Source organism: Methylomonas sp. MgM2 (assembly GCF_054172045.1).
On the sequence record NZ_JBSYXO010000010.1, the window covers coordinates 53981 to 74254 of the forward strand.

Annotated in this window: 16 protein-coding genes; 8 read left to right on the top strand and 8 right to left on the bottom strand. The window is 50.1% G+C overall.

Annotated elements, in window-relative coordinates; translation table 11 throughout:
• Nucleotides 1-11 precede the first annotated feature (11 nt).
• The 4 genes from ACW73I_RS09775 to ACW73I_RS09790 are packed head-to-tail and all read right to left on the bottom strand — an operon-like array spanning nucleotide 12 to nucleotide 2804.
• Nucleotides 12-554, bottom strand: a complete 543-nt coding sequence (locus ACW73I_RS09775) for a pilus assembly protein PilP (protein WP_458029099.1) — start codon at nucleotides 552-554, stop codon at nucleotides 12-14.
• Nucleotides 551-1174 carry a type 4a pilus biogenesis protein PilO gene (locus tag ACW73I_RS09780; RefSeq protein ID WP_458029100.1) on the bottom strand — a complete coding sequence of 208 codons (624 nt, stop codon included), beginning with the start codon at nucleotides 1172-1174 and terminating at the stop codon, nucleotides 551-553. Before ACW73I_RS09780 ends, ACW73I_RS09775 begins: the two co-directional genes overlap by 4 nt.
• A complete protein-coding gene (locus tag ACW73I_RS09785) occupies nucleotides 1171-1743 on the bottom strand; it encodes a PilN domain-containing protein (protein ID WP_458029101.1) in 573 nt (190 codons plus the stop codon). Before ACW73I_RS09785 ends, ACW73I_RS09780 begins: the two co-directional genes overlap by 4 nt.
• Nucleotides 1743-2804: a pilus assembly protein PilM gene (locus ACW73I_RS09790; RefSeq protein ID WP_458029102.1), complete on the bottom strand. Its 1062-nt coding sequence runs from the start codon at nucleotides 2802-2804 to the stop codon at nucleotides 1743-1745. Before ACW73I_RS09790 ends, ACW73I_RS09785 begins: the two co-directional genes overlap by 1 nt.
• Nucleotides 2805-3012: 208 nt before the next feature.
• Here ACW73I_RS09790 and ACW73I_RS09795 point away from each other — a divergent pair, with 208 nt between their 5' ends.
• From ACW73I_RS09795 to ACW73I_RS09805, 3 genes are all read left to right on the top strand, one after another.
• Complete coding sequence (locus ACW73I_RS09795; protein WP_458029103.1) at nucleotides 3013-5382, top strand: penicillin-binding protein 1A; 2370 nt, start codon at nucleotides 3013-3015, stop codon at nucleotides 5380-5382.
• Between the two features lie 343 nt (nucleotides 5383-5725).
• Complete coding sequence (locus tag ACW73I_RS09800) at nucleotides 5726-6193, top strand: (2Fe-2S)-binding protein (RefSeq protein WP_458029104.1); 468 nt, start codon at nucleotides 5726-5728, stop codon at nucleotides 6191-6193.
• On the top strand, nucleotides 6190-8532 hold the full coding sequence (locus tag ACW73I_RS09805; protein ID WP_458029105.1) for a molybdopterin cofactor-binding domain-containing protein: 2343 nt from the start codon (nucleotides 6190-6192) through the stop codon (nucleotides 8530-8532). The genes ACW73I_RS09800 and ACW73I_RS09805 overlap by 4 nt, the downstream gene beginning before the upstream one ends.
• Nucleotides 8533-8619: 87 nt before the next feature.
• On the opposite strand, the gene ACW73I_RS09810 is transcribed toward ACW73I_RS09805, so the two are convergent.
• Nucleotides 8620-9099, bottom strand: coding sequence for a copper resistance protein NlpE (locus ACW73I_RS09810; protein WP_458029106.1), 480 nt, complete (start codon nucleotides 9097-9099; stop codon nucleotides 8620-8622).
• Nucleotides 9100-9560: 461 nt separating this feature from the next.
• Between ACW73I_RS09810 and ACW73I_RS09815 the strand changes: the two genes are divergently transcribed.
• The 3 genes from ACW73I_RS09815 to ACW73I_RS09825 all read left to right on the top strand — a co-directional run bounded on the left by ACW73I_RS09815 (nucleotide 9561) and on the right by ACW73I_RS09825 (nucleotide 14428).
• Entirely contained in the window at nucleotides 9561-9821 is a 261-nt protein-coding gene (locus tag ACW73I_RS09815) for a hypothetical protein (RefSeq protein WP_458029107.1), read from the top strand.
• 46 nt (nucleotides 9822-9867) lie between these two features.
• The gene (locus ACW73I_RS09820; protein WP_458029108.1) at nucleotides 9868-10014 is read left to right on the top strand and encodes an N-6 DNA methylase; all 147 of its coding nucleotides are present in this window, start codon (nucleotides 9868-9870) and stop codon (nucleotides 10012-10014) included.
• A 970-nt stretch (nucleotides 10015-10984) separates the two neighbouring features.
• Complete coding sequence (locus ACW73I_RS09825; RefSeq protein WP_458029109.1) at nucleotides 10985-14428, top strand: AAA family ATPase; 3444 nt, start codon at nucleotides 10985-10987, stop codon at nucleotides 14426-14428.
• A gap of 44 nt (nucleotides 14429-14472) precedes the next feature.
• On the opposite strand, the gene ACW73I_RS09830 is transcribed toward ACW73I_RS09825, so the two are convergent.
• From ACW73I_RS09830 to ACW73I_RS09840, 3 genes are all read right to left on the bottom strand, one after another.
• Nucleotides 14473-14859: an exosortase system-associated protein, TIGR04073 family gene (locus tag ACW73I_RS09830; protein WP_458029110.1), complete on the bottom strand. Its 387-nt coding sequence runs from the start codon at nucleotides 14857-14859 to the stop codon at nucleotides 14473-14475.
• Nucleotides 14860-15038: 179 nt separating this feature from the next.
• A complete protein-coding gene (locus ACW73I_RS09835; RefSeq protein ID WP_458029111.1) occupies nucleotides 15039-17315 on the bottom strand; it encodes a Tex family protein in 2277 nt (758 codons plus the stop codon).
• A gap of 185 nt (nucleotides 17316-17500) precedes the next feature.
• Nucleotides 17501-17698, bottom strand: a complete 198-nt coding sequence (locus ACW73I_RS09840; RefSeq protein ID WP_458029112.1) for a hypothetical protein — start codon at nucleotides 17696-17698, stop codon at nucleotides 17501-17503.
• Between the two features lie 204 nt (nucleotides 17699-17902).
• Here ACW73I_RS09840 and pap point away from each other — a divergent pair, with 204 nt between their 5' ends.
• Both pap and ACW73I_RS09850 read left to right on the top strand, forming a co-directional pair.
• A complete protein-coding gene (pap, locus tag ACW73I_RS09845) occupies nucleotides 17903-19396 on the top strand; it encodes a polyphosphate:AMP phosphotransferase (RefSeq protein ID WP_458029114.1) in 1494 nt (497 codons plus the stop codon).
• The gene (locus ACW73I_RS09850; protein WP_458029115.1) at nucleotides 19383-20264 is read left to right on the top strand and encodes a TRAP transporter TatT component family protein; all 882 of its coding nucleotides are present in this window, start codon (nucleotides 19383-19385) and stop codon (nucleotides 20262-20264) included. Before pap ends, ACW73I_RS09850 begins: the two co-directional genes overlap by 14 nt.
• Nucleotides 20265-20274 lie beyond the last annotated feature (10 nt).

A 20274-nucleotide genomic window follows, 5' to 3' on the forward strand; every position in this document is an offset into this window, starting at 1 on the left:
ATAACCTTTAATTACTCGGCCAATGCTAATGTTGCTTGTTGTTCGCGCCAAGTTCCAGGTTTATCCGGCACGATTTCCATCAATTCAATCCTATCTTCGGCAATACGGACAATTCTGCCGTAATTCTGTCCCATGTAATTACCCACTTGCACGCTATGTATAGTGCCGTCTTTGGTTTTTACCAGCCCCCACAAGCCTAGCTGGTCGGTTAGGGTTCCGACCATCCTGAGTGTATCGAGAGAAAAAGCTTCAAGCTCTTCTTTCCTACGCTGAGTATCAGGTCGTATACCACTATAACCAGCGACGCTAGCGCCCGATTCTTCCAGCGTTACTTCTGTTGGCCGAAATGGGTCGCGCAATCCCTCCGGTTTAAAGATAAAACCCTCGACTATCTTTATTTCGGGCAATGGTTCAATAGCGCCTTTAGGCCGGACCTTTACCTCTTGAATATATTCATGCAGATCTGTCATATCGTCACTGCTACAAGCTGTCAGGAAAAAAGCAAATGCCAATGAATAAACAAAGTTATTTACTCGATAGCGGAGTAACATCATCTTCCCCCTCTTCTTGGCTTGCTTTTTGCAGAAGCCCCCATATCGGCCTCATTATAGGTTTTGATAACCGCAGACATATTCATCGTTCCTGTCTTATCGTTACCGCCTATAGGAACGATATTGACGTCATGAACGGTAACAATCCGAGGTAAAGAGGCCAAGCCACTGACAAACAAGCCTAACTCCTCATATTTACCGATGACTTGAATATTTATCGGCAACTCCGAATAAAACTCCTTGGGAATTGGAGCGCCCGGTTGGAAAAGCTTAAACTCTAATCCGCTTGCCAGTCCCGTTTGCGATATATCCACCAGCAGATTCGCCACCTCGGCTTTGGTCGGCATCTGTTTCAACATTTCACCTAACGAAGCTTCTATCTGCGTTAACTGATCCCGGTAGTCCTGCAAATTGACCGCTTTCTTTTGTTTGGTTTCAAAAGACGTTTTTAAATTAATCTCTTCGTTTTCCAGTGCCTCTAGCTCATCCAGTTGCGGAATCGTGATGTAGTAAACGTCTGCAATCACGACTAACAAAGAAACGATGACCCCGGCTGCGAATTTTATCGGTGTCGGCCAGCTACCGGCGGCATTCAAGTCCCAATTGATTTCAGATAGGTTCATTTGCCAGCCCTCTTCGGATCATTCCCCTCTTTCTTACCCTGCTTGGCCGTTAAGGAAAAATCGTTCGGTATGCCTGAATTTTTGCCCTGGCCCTTAATCACACCGAGCACAGGCGTATTGAGCCACTGTGAGGCGTCAATTGATCGCATAAAGGCTGAAACCCTCGCGTTTGACTCAGCCTTACCGTCCATATTTAACGCCGCGCCGGTCTGGACTAGCTTAGTCAGATAAACGCCTTCCGGTGTGACTCTGGTCAATTCATCGAACAAATGTACGATTTCAGGCCGGCTTTCCTGCAGCTTCTGAATGACATCGATTTTAGTCAACAGCAGGTTCTTTTTATCCTCGATATCCTTAATCTCTTTTATTTTTTTATCGAGTATGGCGATTTCATCCTTCAGGACCTGATTCCTGCTATTTTGATAGTCCTTCATCCCTTCGATATGCATGTAGACCAAGATCAAAATCAGTGCCGTTCCCAAAATACCGGCACCGATCCCGGCTACGAAATCTTGTTGTTTCTTGTTACGAAGTTCTTCGCGCCAGGGAAGTAAATTAATCTTGGCCATTAATCGAAACTCCTTAACGCTAAACCGCAAGCAATCATCATGGCTGGCGTATCATTACTTAAGCTTTGCGGCTTAACCCGATTTGACAACGCCATATTAATAAATGGATTGGCGATGTATGAGGGAATCCCCAAATCCCGCTCGACCAGCCTATCCAATCCCGGGATAGAGGCGCAGCCGCCGGCCAGAACTAAAGCGTCAACGCCCCGATTGGCACTTGAGGACACGAAGAATTGTAACGAGCGAGCAATCTGTTGCAGCATGGCCTTTTTAAAAGGTTCCAGTACATCGGGAACATAGTTATCGGGCAAGCCGCCATGTTTTTTAGCCAAACCCGCTTCTTCATACGATAGCCCGTATCGACGCTGGATTTCTTCCGTAAGTTGACGCCCGCCGAATCCTTGTTCACGCGTATAAATCGTTTTCCCGTCGTATAAAATATTCAAAGCGGTCATCGTCGCACCGATATCGGCAATCGCTATCGTCTTGTTCTCAACTTGTTCAGGTAATTGATCAGCAAGTAAGGTAAAAGCGTTTTCCATCGCAAACGCTTCGATATCGACGATCGCAGCTTTTAACCCCGCATAGCTTAGTGCGGCCGCCCGATCTTCTATATTTTCCCTTCTCGATGCGGCCAACAATACGTCGAGCATTTCGGGATTGTTTTTCGAAACGCCCTGTACCTCGAAATCCAAATTCACCTCTTCCAAAGAATAAGGTATATATTGATCGGCCTCGACCATGATCTGTTCTTCCATATCAGCCTCGCTTAACGACGCCGGCATGGAAATGATTTTTGTCATGACCGACGATCCCGCCACTGCGACGCAAGCCCGCTTTGCTTTGGTACCCGACTGTTTTACCGCCGCTTTTATCGCGTTGCCGATGACTTCTATATTAGTAATGTTTTTATCGATAATAGCGTCTTGCGGGAGGGGCGCAACGGCATAACTTTCAACTTTGTAGCGTGCGCCGGTTCGGCTTAATTCCAACAATTTGACTGCTGCCGAACTAATATCGATGCCGAGCAAAGCAGACTGATTTCGATTAAACCAGTTCATGAATGAAACCTACATAATTCCAAGAAACGTTAAACGGTCTGCAACGCATCGGACTAAGCTTGCAGAATCTAGCTAGGGGGGAAGTATAGTTAGGTTTTATAATTTTCACAGTCCAGGTATTTTTAAATTCGAACTTTAAGTTGTTCCTCTGACCAAAAGCGGGTATTTTGACTAATAACGTGTAACTGAATACCTAAAATCATTCTCCGTGACTGTCAGGAAAGAACCGAAGCAAAAACACCTGATCAAAACCTTGTTCAAGTGGCTTATCTTTATTTTTTTTAGTCTGGTTATTTGTTTTTCCATTGCGTGCTATTTTTTTATCCTTGAGCTGAGCAAAGAACTGCCGGACATCAGTCAGCTTGAAAACGTCCAGTATCAAACTCCTTTGAGAGTTTATAGCCAGGACAAACTTTTGATAGGCCAATTTGGCGAAAAGCGACGAGTCCCGATTACTGTAAGCAGCGTCCCTAAAATGCAAATTAGCGCTTTCCTTGCCGCGGAGGACGAACGCTTCTACACCCATCCCGGAGTCGACTACAAGGGTTTATTACGTGCCGCCAAGCAATTGATTATCACAGGTAAAAAAAAGCAAGGCGGCAGCACGATTACGATGCAGGTGGTACGTAATTTTCTTCTAGGCCATGAAAAGACTTACTTGCGTAAACTCAAAGAAATTTTGTTAGCCGTTCAGATAGAGCAGCGTTTTTCAAAAGATCAAATTCTTGAACTCTATCTAAATAAGATTTATATGGGACAGCGGGCATACGGAATAGCCGCCGCCGCCCAAACTTACTACGGGAAAAGCTTAGGCGAACTTAAACTTCATCAACAAGCCATGATCGCCGGGCTGCCAAAGGCTCCCTCGGTATATAATCCGATTGTCAATTCCGAAAGAGCATTGGAACGGCGCAATTATGTGCTGCGCCGCATGCTTGAACTCCAATTCATTAGCCGCAATGAGTTTACAGAGGCGCTCCAAACGCCGGACGATGCAAGTCCGCAGCCGTCGAACATCGAACTAAACGCACCGTTTGTTGCCGAAATGGCGCGACAGGAGATGTTGGAAAAATACGGCGACGATGCCTATACACTAGGCTTAAAGGTTTACACCACCGTTCCAGGCCGCCTGCAGACGGCCGCCGACCGCGCCTTGCACATAGCCCTGCATCAATACGACGAACGCCACAAATATAGAGGCCTGCCGCATAAGAAATTTGGTCCGGCACAATCATTATCGTCGCTACGCACTGTCGGAGATAGTCAGCAAGCCGTCGTAAAATCAGTTTCCAATAATGGCGTCACTATCATATTAAGGGACGGTTCTCCCTCGGAAATTCCTTTTAAAAACATTCCCTGGCACCAGTCGAGCGCAAACAAATTCGATTTCGATGCGGCTAATTCGTTTTTCGTCCAACCCAACGACATTATTTGGGCGAGACAGCTTCCCGACCAATCATGGGCATTAACCCAAGTTCCAGAGGTGGAAGGCGCCTTTGTTGCGCTGGACCCGAACAACGGCGCGATATTAGCGGTTTCCGGCGGGTTCGATTTCCACCGGAGCCGTTATAACCGGGCAACGCAATCCAAACGGCAGCCCGGTTCTGGTTTCAAACCGTTTATCTACACCGCAGCGCTGGAAAAAGGCTTCACCCTTGCCAGCATAATCAACGACGCTCCAATCATCATTGAAGATCCGTCTCTAAAAGACGGCTGGCGGCCGGCAAATTACACCCGCAAATTCTCGGGGCCAATCGCCTTGCGCGTAGCTCTACGCAAATCGATTAACCTCGTTTCGGTTCGATTGCTTCAGGATATCGGTATTCCGTATGCACTCCAAACCGCGATGCGGTTTGGTTTCACGCGCGAGCAGTTACCCGGCACGCTTTCTTTAGCGCTAGGCAGCGGCAATGCGCCGCCGATTAAAATGGCATCGGCCTATGCGGTATTCGCCAACGGCGGCTTTTTAATAAAACCCTACCTTATCCAGCGTATAGAGGATCACGACGGTAACGCTTTGTTTCAAGCCAATCCGGAATCCGTATGCCGGGATTGCGAAGAGACCGGATTGAATGTCGAAAATCCGGCTCCTCGCATCATTTCAAAGCAGATTCATTTTTTAATGAACAGCCTTTTGCAGGACGTGGTACAAAATGGCACAGCCACAAAAGCAAAACAACTAGGTCGCAATGACCTCGCGGGCAAGACCGGCACGACTAATGAACAACGCGACGCCTGGTTTAACGGCTTCACACCCGACATTGTTGCTTCGGCCTGGGTAGGTTTCGACAATCTTCGTCCGCTTGGAAAAGGCGAAACCGGCGGCCGAACAGCGTTGCCCATGTGGATGGAATTCATGCAAGCGGCACTGGAAAATATTCCGGAAAAACCTTTAGCGACTCCCGAAGGCATAGTTCAAGCCTATATCAATCCGCAAGATGGACTGTTGTTGGATCAGCAGAACCATAACGGTACTTGGGAATACTTTATCGAAGAAACTGTTCCGAAAAACTATTCAGCTCCTAAAGCACCACAGTTCGAGATCGACACCGAATGGTTCCAGGAAGCACTTTTCTAGACTCGGCAAGCAACATAGGCCGTTCTCAGAAATCAACGGACTGTGCATTTGACCTCTAGATAAATTTTATCGGCTGGAAGAACGGATTCCCGGCGGCAAGACGATGTCTCGATCTTTGTTTGCTTTATCGATGGCGAATAAAAAAGTGGCGCAAAGGGTTAATCATTCCAAAAACCGAGAGCGTCGGCGTTGCGCCTATCGCTTGATCATTCAGACTCGCGCGCGTTAACCGAGGTGTCGCCGATTCCAAATAGTGTAGACTGCCGGAACATAGCCGTATAGTATTGGATAACACTATATAGACAGCGCAGTTGACTCAAGCCTGCAATCCGGAGAGAAACTGATGATTACGCTAACCATAAACGGCACAAATCGCAACATCGACTTGCCGGCCGATACACCCTTGCTATGGGTCTTGCGCGACTATCTGGGACTGACCGGCACCAAATTCGGCTGCGGCATCTCCGCCTGCGGCGCTTGTACCGTTCACGTCGACGACCAGCCGGTGCGGGCTTGCGTCACGCCGATCTCGGCGCTCGGCGGCAAAAAGATCGCGACGATAGAAGTCATGGCGCAAGACCCTACCGGCAAAAAAGTTCAGGACGCCTGGGTGAATCTGGACGTGCCGCAATGCGGCTATTGCCAACCCGGCCAGATCATGTCGGCAACCGCGTTGTTGAAACAAAATCCCCATCCCACCGATACCGATATCGACAAAGCCATGAGCGGCAACCTGTGTCGTTGCGGCACTTATCCTCGCATTCGCGCCGCCATCAAACAGCTTGCCGATAAGCAAGGGGAAGCGTCATGAAACCTTTAGCGAACATCGATGAAATGGCGCCGGATTCGCCCGTCAGCATCGTCAACGTCAGCCGCCGCGCTTTTATAAAAAACCTGGCGTTGTCGGGCTTCGTATTGGCCGCCGGCTTCCCAGCATTCGGCCGAGGCGATGAAACCCAGCCGGGGCCTTCCGACGAAAAATACGGCGCCGACGCGATGCCGCACGGCTGGGTCGATAATCCTCTGGTGTTCGTCGCCATCGCCGAAGACAACAGCGTCACCATCGTCTGCCACCGTTCCGAAATGGGTCAAGGCGTACGCACCAGCTTGCCTATGGTGGTGGCGGACGAATTGGACGCCAACTGGCTGTCCGTCAAAGTCGAGCAAGCGCCGGGCGACGAAGAAACCTACGGCAATCAAGACACCGACGGCTCGCGCAGCATGCGGCACTTCTTCATGCCGATGCGGCGAGTCGGCGCGGCGGCGCGGCACATGCTGGAGTCGGCCGCCGCTCAGCGATGGCAAATACCGCTTACCGAAGTCAAAGCCGAATTGCATCGCATCGTTCACCCCGCCAGCGGCCGCTCATTGAGTTACGGCGAACTGGCCGCGGCGGCGGCGAAATTGCCGGTTCCGGAACGGGAAAGCTTTCGTCTCAAAAACCCGAGCGAATTCCGTTACATCGGTAAAGGCCATCTGCGCATCTACGACGGCCGGGACATCGTCGCCGGCCGCGGTCAATACGGCATAGACACCCGCTTCGACCGCATGCATTACGCGGTAGTCGCCCGTCCGCCGGTCTTGGGCGGCAAAGTCTTGCGTTACGACGCGAGCGAGACCTTGAAAGTCGCCGGCGTCGTCAAAGTGGTCGAACTGCCCGCCAGCCCGTTGCCGGCCGACTTCCACCCGCTCGGCGGCGTCGCGGTGATAGCCAACAATACCTGGGCGGCGATCACCGGCCGCAAGGCGCTCAAGATCGATTGGGACAACGGCCCGCACGGCACTTACGACTCGGTCGCTTACAAAGCCGAACTGGAAAAAGCCGCCCGCGCTCCCGGTAAAATCGTGCGCGAGCAGGGCGATGTCGACCAGGCACTGAAAAGCGCGGCTAAAACTTTGGCCGCCGAGTATTACATCCCGCACCTGGCGCAGGCGCCGATGGAACCGCCGGCCGCTACGGCACGCATCGTCGACGGCCATTGCGAGGTCTGGGCCTGTACCCAGGGGCCGCAGCTGTGCAAGGAGCGCGTGGCCAAATGGCTGAAGTTGCCCGAAGACAAAGTCACGATACACGTCACGTTGTTGGGCGGGGCTTTCGGCCGCAAGTCCATGCCGGATTTCGCGATCGAATCGGCGCTGTTATCCAAGGCCATGAAAGGCAAGCCGGTCAAGGTGACCTGGACGCGGGAGGACGACTTGCGCCACTCTTATTTCCATACGGTGTCTCTGGAGCGGCTTGAAGCCGGCCTAGACGAAGCCGGCAAGACCGTCGCCTGGCTGCACAGAACCGTCGCGCCCAGCATTTCCGCAACCTTCGCCGCGGGCAGCAAACACCAAATGCCGGCCGAATTGGGCATGGGGGTCATCAACGTACCCTACGCCATTCCCAATCTACGCATCGAAAATCCGGAAGCCGAATCGCACACCCGCATCGGCTGGTTCCGCTCGGTATCCAATATTCCCAGAGCCTTCGCGATACAATCTTTCGTCGCCGAATTGGCGGCGGCCGCCGGCCGCGACCACAAAGACTTTCTGCTGGATCTGATCGGCCCGCCGCGCCGCATCGATCCCCGAACTTTGAAAGACACCTGGAATCAAGGCGAGTCGCCGGACCTTTATCCGGTGGATACCGGGCGCTTACGCAGAGTCGTCGAAAAGGTGGCGAGCGAGGCGGGTTGGGGCCGTCCGCTTAACAAGGGACACGGCTTAGGGCTAGCCGCCCATTACAGCTTTGTGACCTATGTCTCCGTCGTGGTGGAAGCAAGCGTCGACGACAGCGGCATATTGACGGTGCCGCGAGTCGACATCGCCGTGGATTGCGGGCCGCAAATCAACCCGGAACGCATACGTTCGCAAATGGAGGGCGCTTGCATCATGGGGCTAACCCTAGCCATGCAGGGACAGATCAGTTTCAAGAAGGGCGCCGCGGTAGAGGACAATTTCCATACCTATCCTTTGCTGCGCCTGGACGAATCGCCGCGGGAAATCCGCGTGCATCTTATGCCGACTTCGGAATTCGACAAGCCGTTGGGCGGCATCGGCGAACCGGGCCTGCCGCCGATTGCGCCCGCCCTGTGTAACGCGATATTCGCGGCGACCGGCCGGCGAATACGGGAATTGCCTATCCGCGACCAGTTGCGAGTCGATTAGTCGCAAGCACTGCGAGAAAATCCCTTCGCGGCCCGGCCCAACTCGGCTCTGGCCGCGAACGGCATTCAAACGGATATTTTAGCCGGCTCAGTGACCTGAATGTTCCGGCGGCTCCGAGGTGACGTCGTTCCTCTGCAATATATAGTTGTCGGCGAGTTTACCGGTGTGGCGATTGCCATGTTCGTCCAACTGAATCAATGCATTATCGTCGACCGCATATTGGTGAATCTTGTCGCCCTTTCCTTTACGCGGCGTCAACACCAAGGTATCGGTATTATCGTCCCACGCGTATTTGCCTTTTTCCACGAAGTCTCTAGGCGACTTGCCGACGTTTTGCGTAATCAGCACGTAACTGCCGTTTTTATTTAAAGCTAGCGAAGTCTTGATTCCGACGCAATCGGCGCACGGTAAAAAACCGTTATAAATGCCCGGCCAATCGCGTTTTACGTGACCACTGTGCTCCGCCGCGCCGTCGGTTTCGGCCATGACAGGATTAACTGCCGCAATCGATGCGCTCAACAAGAAAAAAGGCAGCATTCGCATAATCTGGCGACCTAACGTATGCATATTTACCCCCCGTTATTATTGATCGAAAACCGTGATGATAACAAAATAGGCTTATGGCGACCGGGGTAAATCGATCACGGGCTGATGCGGTTTTACGATGCGGCACGAAAGCGTTCGATCCCTTTACGCGTTAACAAAAATCGCCAACCGGACTTTCAGCTAGCTAAACTCGCCCGCTGCCGGCTGAATTTCACCGTTAAAAATCCGGCCGCCCGTCCGGCGGCTTTCGCTAGATTTTGTCGCACGACTTTGACAAACCCATCCGCTGGCCTAAGGCTAAGGTGATATTTTTCATCCGAGGCTTCGACCGTGGCTTTTAACCTAAATCCGGTAGGCTCTTTAATCCATAGCCCATTTAGACCATTTCGCCGTCTTTGGTTTGCTTCAATTTCACGCGATTAAGCTGTACTACAGCACGCGCGGATTCTGGTACAGTAATCGTTTTTTCCCTGGAGGTTTTTGTGGCGACGAATCTTGACGAACTAAAATCGGTATTGGCTCAAACGGAAAGCGCTTTAAAGAGCATTACCGAATGCGACGCGGAGGTCCTTGAGTTCATCGATGCGCACTATCCCGATATGCTAAACGATCAAAAAGTCGTTCAGGTGTTCAAAAATGTAAGCGATGCCGAGGATGAATTGCAACGCCAGTTGAATTTTTTGCGCCAACGCCTAACGACCGGGATACCTGAGTTTAAGGCGCTTTGCGAAGCCGATAGTTAAGCAATGTTTGTCGTCGGCCTGTTGCCGGTAGCGCTATAAGCAAAAGGTGCGACAGGCCGCCGATTACGCTTATAGCAAAGGCCCGATCTACGAAGGCTTGTTGGAGAAAAACGCCAAAGACACCGAATCCGGTGCAGGCCAGTATTGCACGCCGCGTCCGTTGATCAAGACCATGGCGGAATGCGTTCTATGACAAGCAGCCTGCCCCAAAACCGCTATTACCGCCACACGAGAACGAAATCAACAAACGCCCCGAGGGCAAAGTCAAGCCCCGCCCGATAGCACGCGCTCTATTTTGCCTTGTATTGTTTGACTGGTGCGCCTAAATTTAAGCCTATCATGAATGTTCAGAATGACACGCTTGCCTATAATCCGCAGCGCTTAATCGACAGGCTTATGTCCGCAACGAAACGACGACAAAACTTGGGAAGACCGACGATGCAACTTTTTTATATTTTCCTTATATTGATCACGATAGGTATATTCAATCCAACAGCGGCTTTTGCTATAGACGCGCCATTACAAACTCCTATTTTGTTGGAAAATAAAACCGACACGCCAACTCCCGCATTAAAAAGCGACCGCGAACAAAACTCGCTGAATAGTGGCGAGCAAAGTTGCAGTGTCACATGCGGCGACAGTAATTTCAGCAGTAAATACAGCGCGACGTGCAAATCAGGCGAAACTTGCGGCTGCTCTTGCGCCACAAGGCCGGTTTGTCAATGTGAATAGCGTACGCCATATTCCCACTATCTCGCCAAGGTAGCAGAACTGTCGACCTAGATTGTCGGATGTCCAGGCAATTGCCATTCTTCTGGGTTTAAGACAATCGTCTTTGGCCATCACAAAATCCGTAACATCAAACCAGCCGGCCGAATCATCTCCGCGATGCCTTTTCCGTCCCTGGCGCGGCGCCGGCTAAGCGGGCCGGTCTCACCGCTTGTTTCCGACTCAAACGCGAGTCGCCGTTAGTACGCCAAATTAGGCAGGCGCCATCGGAACCGTCCGGAAATCGTACCGACTTTGAATAGTATCCAAAGACAGCAACGGAAATCTCCATTGTTTTCTAGACCTTCCGCATCGTGTACCATTGCTCTATTAAAAGGCCCTGGCGCGAATACCAAACCGTAAGCCCTCGACTAGCCTAAACAAATCGACATTTTATGCGCATACTGAACATCTCTTTCAAAAACATCAATTCGCTAGAAGGTGAAGGTCAAGTTTATTTTGATCAAGGACCGATTGCCGACAGCGGCGTTTTTGCAATTACCGGCCCTAACGGTTCCGGCAAATCCAGCATACTCGACGTCATTACTTTAGGCCTGTACGGAGAAACCTTTCGATTTGACCGGCCCGCCGCTCATGTGATGACTAAATCCACAAACGAATGTTTTGCTCGGGTTGAATTTGCTTTGGGCAAGGATAAATTCCGTTCGAGTTGGTCAGTAAAACGCACCACCGTAGGTACGATGTCGTTACCCGCCGTGCCGAACATGCGGTTGACGCGAATAAATGGCGAAGAGGAGGTTTTGGCAGAGACCCCCAATCAAGTTCGAGTGCGCATTGCCGAATTAACCGGCATGGATTTTCATCGTTTCAGCAAATCGATAGTGTTGCCTCAAGGCGACTTCGCCGCGTTTTTACACGCCCTCGATAGCGAGCGCATGTATATTTTGGAAAAAATCAGCGGCACCGATATCTACGCCGATTACCGCACCCGAATCGAGCAACAATACGACCAAGCCAAAAACAGCTTAACCCTGATACAACAGGATATTGCGGGTTTGCCCTTACTGGACGAACAGGCCTTGGAAGCGGCAGCACAAGATTTGCAAGACTTTAATGAGCAAACAGCCGACTATCAACAGCAAGAACAGCGCATTCAAGCGCAACTGGCCACGATTGAAAACCTTGCGGCGCTGGAACAGAAACAGCAACAGCGGCAGCTTAAGCAGCAAGAACTGATTAGCAAGATCGCCGTATTACAGCAAGACTTGAATCGGATTGCCGAAAATCGAAACGCCGTGCAGTTCCGTCCTGAAATCACCTTACTCGACAAAAAGCAAGCGCAAATCGACCAGCACCAAGCCACTCTAGATAGCTACCGCAAAGAACTTGCGATGCTGCAGCGGCAATTGGGCGGCGAAGAGGAGCAAGCACCCCCCCAAATAAAGGAAAAAACCCTTACCGAACAAAAACAAAGGGTAGACTCCTTAAAGTTATCCATCAGCGAATTAAAACTGGAGCTACCGCGTCAACGGGAACTCGCACAGTCTATTCAGCAACAGCTAAATGCCAATCAAGCCACCCTGGCCGAGTTGAACGAATGGCTAAACGCCCATCGAAGCGATGCGAGTTTGATTGACGATTTTCCTAACGTGGTTCGGCTGCGCAATTTGCGAAATGAACTTATCGAGCTGGGTGGCAAACAGAAATCGAATAGCAACTGGATAAAAAATACCGGTGCCGCCTTGAAAAAGAACAAAGCGGCTTTAGAAGGCACTCAAGCCGATCTGATATTTTTAAAAGAACAAGTCGAAACCAATCAGCAAACCTTGCAAGAAATATCTCAAGGCAAAAGCCTTGACGAATTAAAAGAACTGCAACAAGAACAGCAGTCCCGGGTCCGCGATTTGCAGGAAATGGTTTCGCTAGCCGGCGTCACGGCAAAATTATCGCATAAGGGCTGGTTGTCTTGGCTAGGAATCAGAAAATCGACTGACATCCCACCGGATTTGGACGAATTGCAAGCACATCTCGATGAATTGAATCAAGAAATGAATCGGGAACAAAACATCATCAAGGTATTGGAACAAGCATTACGCAACGAGGCCTTGGTCAAAAAAATGAGCGCCGACCGCGCGAAACTGGTCGAGGGACAGCCCTGTTATTTATGCGGCTCCTTGACCCACCCCTACGTGTTGAGACCACCGGTTTTTACCGATGCAAAGAAAGCCCTGCTTGACCAGCGCGGCAAAATTCAAGCCTTACGAATCCAGGTTGATCAAGCGAGCGCCCAATTAAAATCGGCAGAGAAGTTCGACTCGCAAAAATCGGCCAAACAGCAACGCCTGCAACAGATGCATTACGAATGGACTACATTGGCCAACCGCCTGAACGTCATGCGCGGCGGCATGGCAATCGACAACTTATCGCTGCAAAAACATTTCCTTACCGAGGAAACCGACGAATTGAATAAGCTAAATGAGCTGATCAAACAATATGGACAATTGCAACGCAACATCGTAAAAACGACGGCCGAGCTCGATGCGAAACAAGCCTCGTTAGAAAAACTAATTAAGGCAGTGGAAGAACTCGAAACAAAATGGAACAATCGCCCGCCGGAATTCGATGACATAGAAAAAACCTATGCCGAACGCAACACCGAACTTCAAGCGCTGATTGAAAAATTAGAAACGCAATTGAACGCGCAGGGTGAAAAATTACCGTCTCGCGGCAAGGAAAACCAACTGTTTGACCGCCTGAATAGCAGGCGCCAGGATTATCAAGTTTATTTGCTGCGTCAGCAGGGCATACAAAAGGATATCGCGGCGCTGAACGAAAAGCTGCAAGGCTGCCAGAATAAAATAGAAACTTATCAACAACAGATAAACGATAAATTGCAGTCCTTGAGCCAGGAAGAGCTTTTGAGCCTGCATATCGCAATCATAGAGAAACAAAAGCTCATCGTCGATCAAGAGCAGCAATTACGTGTAAGCCAAATCGAATACAAAACCATCTTGCAAACATTCAATGACAAAATGGCTGCTAGCGCATTCGGTTCAATCGATCAACTGAAAGAACTGTTATCCCTGATCGACCAAGAAAACCAATTTCAGCAAGATTTAATTGCGGACAGCGGCAAACTGGCTGAGATCGAAACACAAATACAAGAAGCGGTTGAAGGGCTCGAAACCGAAAGGTCCAAAGCCGAATTACTCGACATAGACGAACTGCAGCAAGCATTATCCGGCGTTCAGGAAAAAATCGATATTGCCGAGCAAGAAATTCGCGCCTTGGAAAGCAAACTGGCGAAACAGCAGCAGTATCGCGCAAAATTTGAAACGCTACAATCACAAGCCGAACAACAACAGCTTCTGTTTGCACAAGCCGAAGCGGAAATTAAATTGATCGAGGACGATCCGGCCGGCTTCAGAAAAAGAATTCAAGACACGATGGTCGAGAACCTGCTCTCACAAACCAATCAAGTTCTGGAAAAGCTAAGCGGCCGCTATTATCTGCGCAGGGGCGCTAGCGATTTAGGCCTTGCCTTGGAAATCGAAGATACCAAACAGAATAATGCGCGGCGCTTGCCGCAAACCCTGTCGGGCGGTGAAAGCTTTGTCGTCAGCCTGGCTTTGGCGCTGGCACTGGCGGAAATCGCCAATAACGGAAAGTCGATCGACTCCTTATTTCTAGACGAGGGTTTCGGCACCTTGGACGCGGAATCGCTCTATTTGGCGATGACTACCCTGGAGAACTTAAAGACTCACGGCAAAACCGTCGGGATTATCTCGCATGTCGAGGGTGTGAAAAAACGCATCAAGACGCAAATCGAACTGGTGAAAAAACCCAATGGCCTCAGTGAATTAAAAATGGTTGCCTGACGAGGGTGAAGGCCTCATCGTTTGTTAAATGAGGCCGACAGATGCTAACGCCCTTCTTCAATGACAAATGCCGGGCCGTAGGTGGTTTCGGCATAAAAATCGTCCCAAACATAAAGCGGATCGACGATCGGATAGGTTGGAATCGGCGCAGTGACCAAATCGAGCACGCCTACTCCGACTCGACCAATCATATTCACTAGACCTTTGAGCGAACCGCCGGCAAGTCCCCACACGATATTGCTTTCGTTATTGACAATAATAATGGTCTTGGGTATTTCTGCAACGGAAGTCACGACGTTGCCCAAACCGCTCAGAAGTTTGCGTCCAACAATTTCACCATAACTTTCAGTTGGTTCGGCCCGCGCCGGATTGACGAGGGCAAAACAACCAACTAGCAGTATGCATGCGAGGGTTCGGTTATTGTATTTCATATCTTTTCCTGTGCCTTGATAGCGATAGCAGATGATTTACAAACGGTTTCTACGTACGCCTGACTCAACCGGACATACGCCGACAGGCTAGAGCCAACCGCACGACTAAACCATCTAAAATGCCGTTGCCCCACAAGCCCCTCATATTCGAACGAAAAGTATAGCAGAGCATTTTTAATTTACTTTTTCAGCGCTTTGGCAAACGCATGACTCATGGTGTTTTGCGCAACAGGTTGTTGTTTAGGTTTGTAGCCGGTTTTTAGCGGTTTATCGCTGCGTGTTATGTCTTCACTATCGACATTTTTCTTCATACTCAAGGAAATACGCTGGCGTGCCACATCGACTTCCAACACGCGCACTTTAACCATATCGCCTGTCTTGACGATATCGCGAGGAACTTTGACGAAATTGTCGGCCAAATGCGAGATATGCACCAAGCCATCCTGATGCACGCCTATATCGACAAACGCGCCGAAATTCGCCACGTTGGTGACCACGCCTTCCAAGTTCATGCCCGGCAGCAGATCGGTGATTTTCTCTACGCCCTCTTTGAATTGCACACTTTTAAATTCCGGACGAGGATCGCGGCCCGGTTTTTCCAGCTCTTGCAAAATATCCGTCACAGTCGGCAAACCAAATTCGGCGCTGGTGTAATTGGCCGGGTTTAAACCGCGTAAAAATTGACTTTGCCCAATCAGATCCCTGATCGACTTACCGGTATCATCCAAAATCGCGTTAACGACCGGATAGGCTTCCGGATGCACGGCAGAAGCGTCAAGCGGATTATCGCCGTTCACGATACGTAGAAAACCGGCTGCCTGTTCGAATGCCTTGTCGCCTAGGCGCGGCACTTTTTTTAACTGACTGCGATTCATAAACGGACCGTTTTGGTCACGGAACGAAACAATGTTTTCGCTGATACTGGCGGACAAGCCCGAAACCTGCTTCAACAGCTCGGCGGACGCGGTATTGACATCCACTCCGACGGCGTTAACGCAATCCTCCACCACCGTATCCAGCATACGCGCCAACCGCACTTGATTGACGTCGTGCTGATATTGTCCGACACCGATGGACTTCGGTTCGATCTTGACCAGTTCCGCCAGCGGATCTTGCAAACGGCGGGCGATCGACACCGCGCCACGTAACGACACATCCAACTCCGGAAATTCTTTGGCCGCCAGTTCCGAGGCCGAATAGACCGATGCGCCGGCCTCAGAAACCATGATTTTCTGTACTGGCAATTCTTTATGCCGCTTAATTAAATCCGCCACCAACTGATCGGTCTCCCGCGAGGCGGTACCGTTTCCGATACTAATTAAAGATACTTGGTGCTCTTGAATCAATTTCGCCAATATCGCGATAGATTGATCCCATTGATTCTTGGGTTGATGCGGATAAATCGTTTCGGTCGCCAAAAGCTTACCGGTCACGCTCACCACAGCCACCTTAACCCCTGTGCGTATGCCCGGATCGAGCCCCATCGTCGCTTTGTGCCCTGCCGGCGCCGCCAGCAACAAATCGCGCAAATTGCTGGCGAACACGCGAATGGCTTCCGTCTCGGCCGCTTCGCGCAAACGTTGCTTCAAGTCCATGTCGATCCGGGTAAACAGCTTGATCTTCCAGGCAAAACGAGCGGTTTCCGCCAACCAGGCATCGGCAGGCTTTTTCATATCGCTGATTTGCAATCGCCGACAAACAAACTGCGTGCAAAACTGATGCTCTTCTTGGTCATGTTCGGCCGGTTTCAATGTTAAGGTCAACATGTTTTCATTTCGGCCGCGGAACAGGGCCAACGCCCGGTGCGAAGGAATTTTGTTGATCGCTTCGCTGTAATCGTAATAATCCTTAAATTTGGCCGCTTCCGCTTCTTTGCCGGACACGACGGTCGATTGCAAAACCCCCTTACCCCAGATACGCTCGCGCAATTCGGCCAATAATTCGGCATCTTCGGAGACACGCTCCATGATGATCTGCCGCGCGCCATCTAATGCCGCGGCGATATCAGCCACACCTTTATCGGCATTGATATAGGAAACCGCCGCTTGCTCGGGAATTAAATCGCGGTTATCCAACAAGGCGTCCGCCAACGGCTCCAAGCCGGCCTCACGAGCAATTTGCGCTTTGGTTCGACGCTTGGGCTTATACGGTAAATACAGATCTTCCAATAAGGTTTTAGTATCGGCTTCCAGAATGGCTTGTTCCAATTCAGGCGTCAACTTGCCCTGGCTGCGTACGCTTTCGAGTATGGTTCCGCGTCTATCGTTGAGTTCACGCAAGTAAACCACGCGTTCTTCCAACAAGCGCAACTGGCTATCATCGAGGCCTCCAGTCATTTCTTTGCGGTATCGGGCAATAAAAGGTACCGTGGCGCCTTCGTCAAGCAAACTCACAGCCGCAGCTACTTGTTGAGGTCTTACGGATAATTCGTCGGCAATACGTTGGATAAGGTCCATTTTTTACATCGAGGTAATTTCAAGAAGGCGTGCATTCTAACAGCCAGTCGGCAAAATGAAGATAGGCAATGACGATTTGCGGCGGATTCGGAATAGCGTATATTCCAAACATAAAAAAGCCACCGCCTGCTTTTCGGCAGGGGTGGCCAGTGGATAAGAATTTATTATTCTTTTTGCTAGCAGAATTATTCTGCTTGGCTCAATACGTCGTTGTTGTAGTCTTTGTGTTGTTTCAAGACTTGAGCTTCTTGTTGAACGTCACCAGCTTGACCATATTGTAAGTGTTCGGTTTCACGGCTTTTCAGCAGGAAAACGCCAACGATAGCAATCAGAGTAACTGCGATGACAACAGTCATAGTGTTATCTTTTTCTTGTTCAGCCATTTTTAAATCCTCATTTGATTGTTGTAATAATAAAGCCCTTTTCAAAGGGGCAACTCGAGTTGCATGTCGAAGTTAATATTGTTTTTGGTCGACGGGACATTTTTTACACTTAATTTTGTTTTGTGTCAAAACATTATTTCAAAGCGTGTTTTAAAGCGTTATCTTCGGTAAAGTGTGGGTACAAACAAATAAGGAGTTTCCAACGTGTTTGAAGTCGCTGAACTAGGCCACGCCGTCGTAAAGTCGGTATACAAAGAAAAATCCGCCCAATTGCGCACTCAACTACTAACCGTTCAGGAGCAGCTCAAACACTATCCCTTTCCGGTCATTATTATTATTTCCGGCGTGGATGGCGGCGGCAAAGGCGAAGTAATCAAACGCTTGAATGAATGGCTGGACGCTCGTTACATGCGCACCATCGCCTTGGGCGAACCCACCGACGAGGAACGAGAGCGGCCGAAATTTTGGCGATTTTGGCGTACACTGCCGGCTAAAGGCACCATAGGTTTATATGTCGGCTCCTGGTATAGCGACCCGATTGCGCGACGGGTACATCAAAAAATTGCCGACGCCGACTTACAAGCCGAATTAACGCAGATTAATCGGTTGGAACAGTTGCTAGCCGACGACAACGCGTTGATCATTAAATGTTGGTTGCATTTGAAAAAGGAAGCTCAAATAAAGCGTTTGAAAGCGCTCTCCAAGAATCCGGCCACTAAATGGCGCGTCACCGATAAAGACAGACAACACTTGGGTATGTATGACGCATTCATCGGTGTCGCGGAACAGGTGCTCGCTGAAACCAGCAAGGCCCATGCTCCCTGGCTAATCGTCGAAGGCTCGGATATCCGATATAGCAGTTTGACCGTGGCTCAGCACATATTGGAGTGCATAGAACATCATATTCAGCAATATAACGAGGCGGTCGCCACAAACCATGGCAGAGAATTGGCTCTCAATAGCCAAGTCGAACAATACAACCTGTTGGACGCTTTGGATTTAAGCCTGAAACTCAACAAGTCCGACTATAAAAAACAGCTGGAAAAATACCAGGGCCAGTTAAACGAACTGACCCGTCACGCCTGGACGGCAAAACGCTCCAGCATACTGGTGTTCGAAGGCTGGGACGCCGCGGGCAAAGGCGGTGCGATCCGCCGCCTGACGGAGGCCATGGACGCACGCCAGTATCAGATCATCCCCGTTGCGGCTCCCACCGATGAAGAGCGGGCACACCATTACTTGTGGCGTTTTTGGCGTCATATCCCGCGGGCGGGACAAATTACGATTTACGATCGAAGCTGGTATGGCAGAGTACTGGTCGAGCGCGTCGAAAGTTTGGCCAAAATCAGCGAGTGGCGACGGGCTTACTCGGAAATCGTCAATTTTGAAGAAGCCTTGTTGGCTCACGGCATTATCATACTAAAATTCTGGTTACATATCGATCGCGACGAACAAATGACACGCTTTAAAAGTCGTGAGCAAATCAGTTTTAAACAATTTAAGATTACCGAAGAGGATTACCGAAACAGGGAGAAATGGGATGATTACCAAAAAGCCGTCAACGAAATGATCGCCCGCACCAGTACCGGTAAATCGCCTTGGTTATTGATAGAGGCCAACGATAAAAATTATGCTCGCATCAAAATCATTAAAGCTTACTGCGAACGCTTGGAGAAAATGCTCGATGAAATCCGTTAAATTGGCGTCCACTACTAAGCGCAGCGGACCGCAAGCGTTATTATTACTGTGTATGTTGTCGAGTCTGAACGCTTGCGGTTATTTCGTCAGATCGGCGACCGAAGATTTTTCTGACCGCCTCAAAACGGCCGTGCTCAACCACAATGATCCGGAAACGGTCGCCGAGGCTTTGCCGGCCTACTTACTGATGCAAGAGGCTTCGATAATAGACGACGACAACGAGTGGCGTTTGTTATCGACAGCCGACTTGTACGGCGCATATATCGGCCTGTTACCGGACGAACAAACCCGCAAACAGCGCCTCAGTCAAAGAAGTCTGGACATTGCGTCAAAAGGCGTTTGCTTGTACCGCTCGAATTGGTGCGATGTGCAGCAAAAAACTTTCGATGAGGTCAAAGCCATGTTGCAGCAAACCGACCATGACGATATCGACGCTTTATTTAGCCTCGGCACTGCATGGGCTGGCTGGATACAAGCCAATAAAAGCGACTGGAATGCTATCGCACAACTGGCCCAAGTCAAACTGATTATGCAAAGGATATTGGAATTAGACGAAAGTTATAAACAAGGCTCGGCCCATGTGTATATGGCCGTCATGGAAAGCCTGCTCCCCGCATCCTTAGGCGGTAAGCCCGATTTAGCCCGGCAACATTTCCAACGAGCGATTGACTTGGCGCCTGACAATCTGATGACGCGGGTGCTCTACGCAAAACATTACGCCCGCATGGTATTTGATCGGGAATTGCATGACAATCTGTTAAAAACTGCCCTAAACTCTAAAGCAACCGCGCCCGATTTGACATTGATCAATACTTTGGCGCAACAGCAAGCCCAACAGTTACTCGATAGTGCCAACGACTATTTCTAATAACAATAAC

Coding starts and splice junctions, on each gene's coding strand:
- ACW73I_RS09805 (WP_458029105.1), top strand. CDS start 6,190: ATGAAACCTTTAGCGAACATCGATGAAATGGCGCCGGATTCGCCCGTC.
- ACW73I_RS09775 (WP_458029099.1), bottom strand. CDS start 554: ATGATGTTACTCCGCTATCGAGTAAATAACTTTGTTTATTCATTGGCA.
- ACW73I_RS09785 (WP_458029101.1), bottom strand. CDS start 1,743: ATGGCCAAGATTAATTTACTTCCCTGGCGCGAAGAACTTCGTAACAAG.
- ACW73I_RS09830 (WP_458029110.1), bottom strand. CDS start 14,859: ATGAAATACAATAACCGAACCCTCGCATGCATACTGCTAGTTGGTTGT.
- ACW73I_RS09850 (WP_458029115.1), top strand. CDS start 19,383: ATGAAATCCGTTAAATTGGCGTCCACTACTAAGCGCAGCGGACCGCAA.
- ACW73I_RS09800 (WP_458029104.1), top strand. CDS start 5,726: ATGATTACGCTAACCATAAACGGCACAAATCGCAACATCGACTTGCCG.
- ACW73I_RS09835 (WP_458029111.1), bottom strand. CDS start 17,315: ATGGACCTTATCCAACGTATTGCCGACGAATTATCCGTAAGACCTCAA.
- ACW73I_RS09825 (WP_458029109.1), top strand. CDS start 10,985: ATGCGCATACTGAACATCTCTTTCAAAAACATCAATTCGCTAGAAGGT.
- ACW73I_RS09780 (WP_458029100.1), bottom strand. CDS start 1,174: ATGAACCTATCTGAAATCAATTGGGACTTGAATGCCGCCGGTAGCTGG.
- ACW73I_RS09810 (WP_458029106.1), bottom strand. CDS start 9,099: ATGCATACGTTAGGTCGCCAGATTATGCGAATGCTGCCTTTTTTCTTG.
- ACW73I_RS09840 (WP_458029112.1), bottom strand. CDS start 17,698: ATGGCTGAACAAGAAAAAGATAACACTATGACTGTTGTCATCGCAGTT.
- ACW73I_RS09790 (WP_458029102.1), bottom strand. CDS start 2,804: ATGAACTGGTTTAATCGAAATCAGTCTGCTTTGCTCGGCATCGATATT.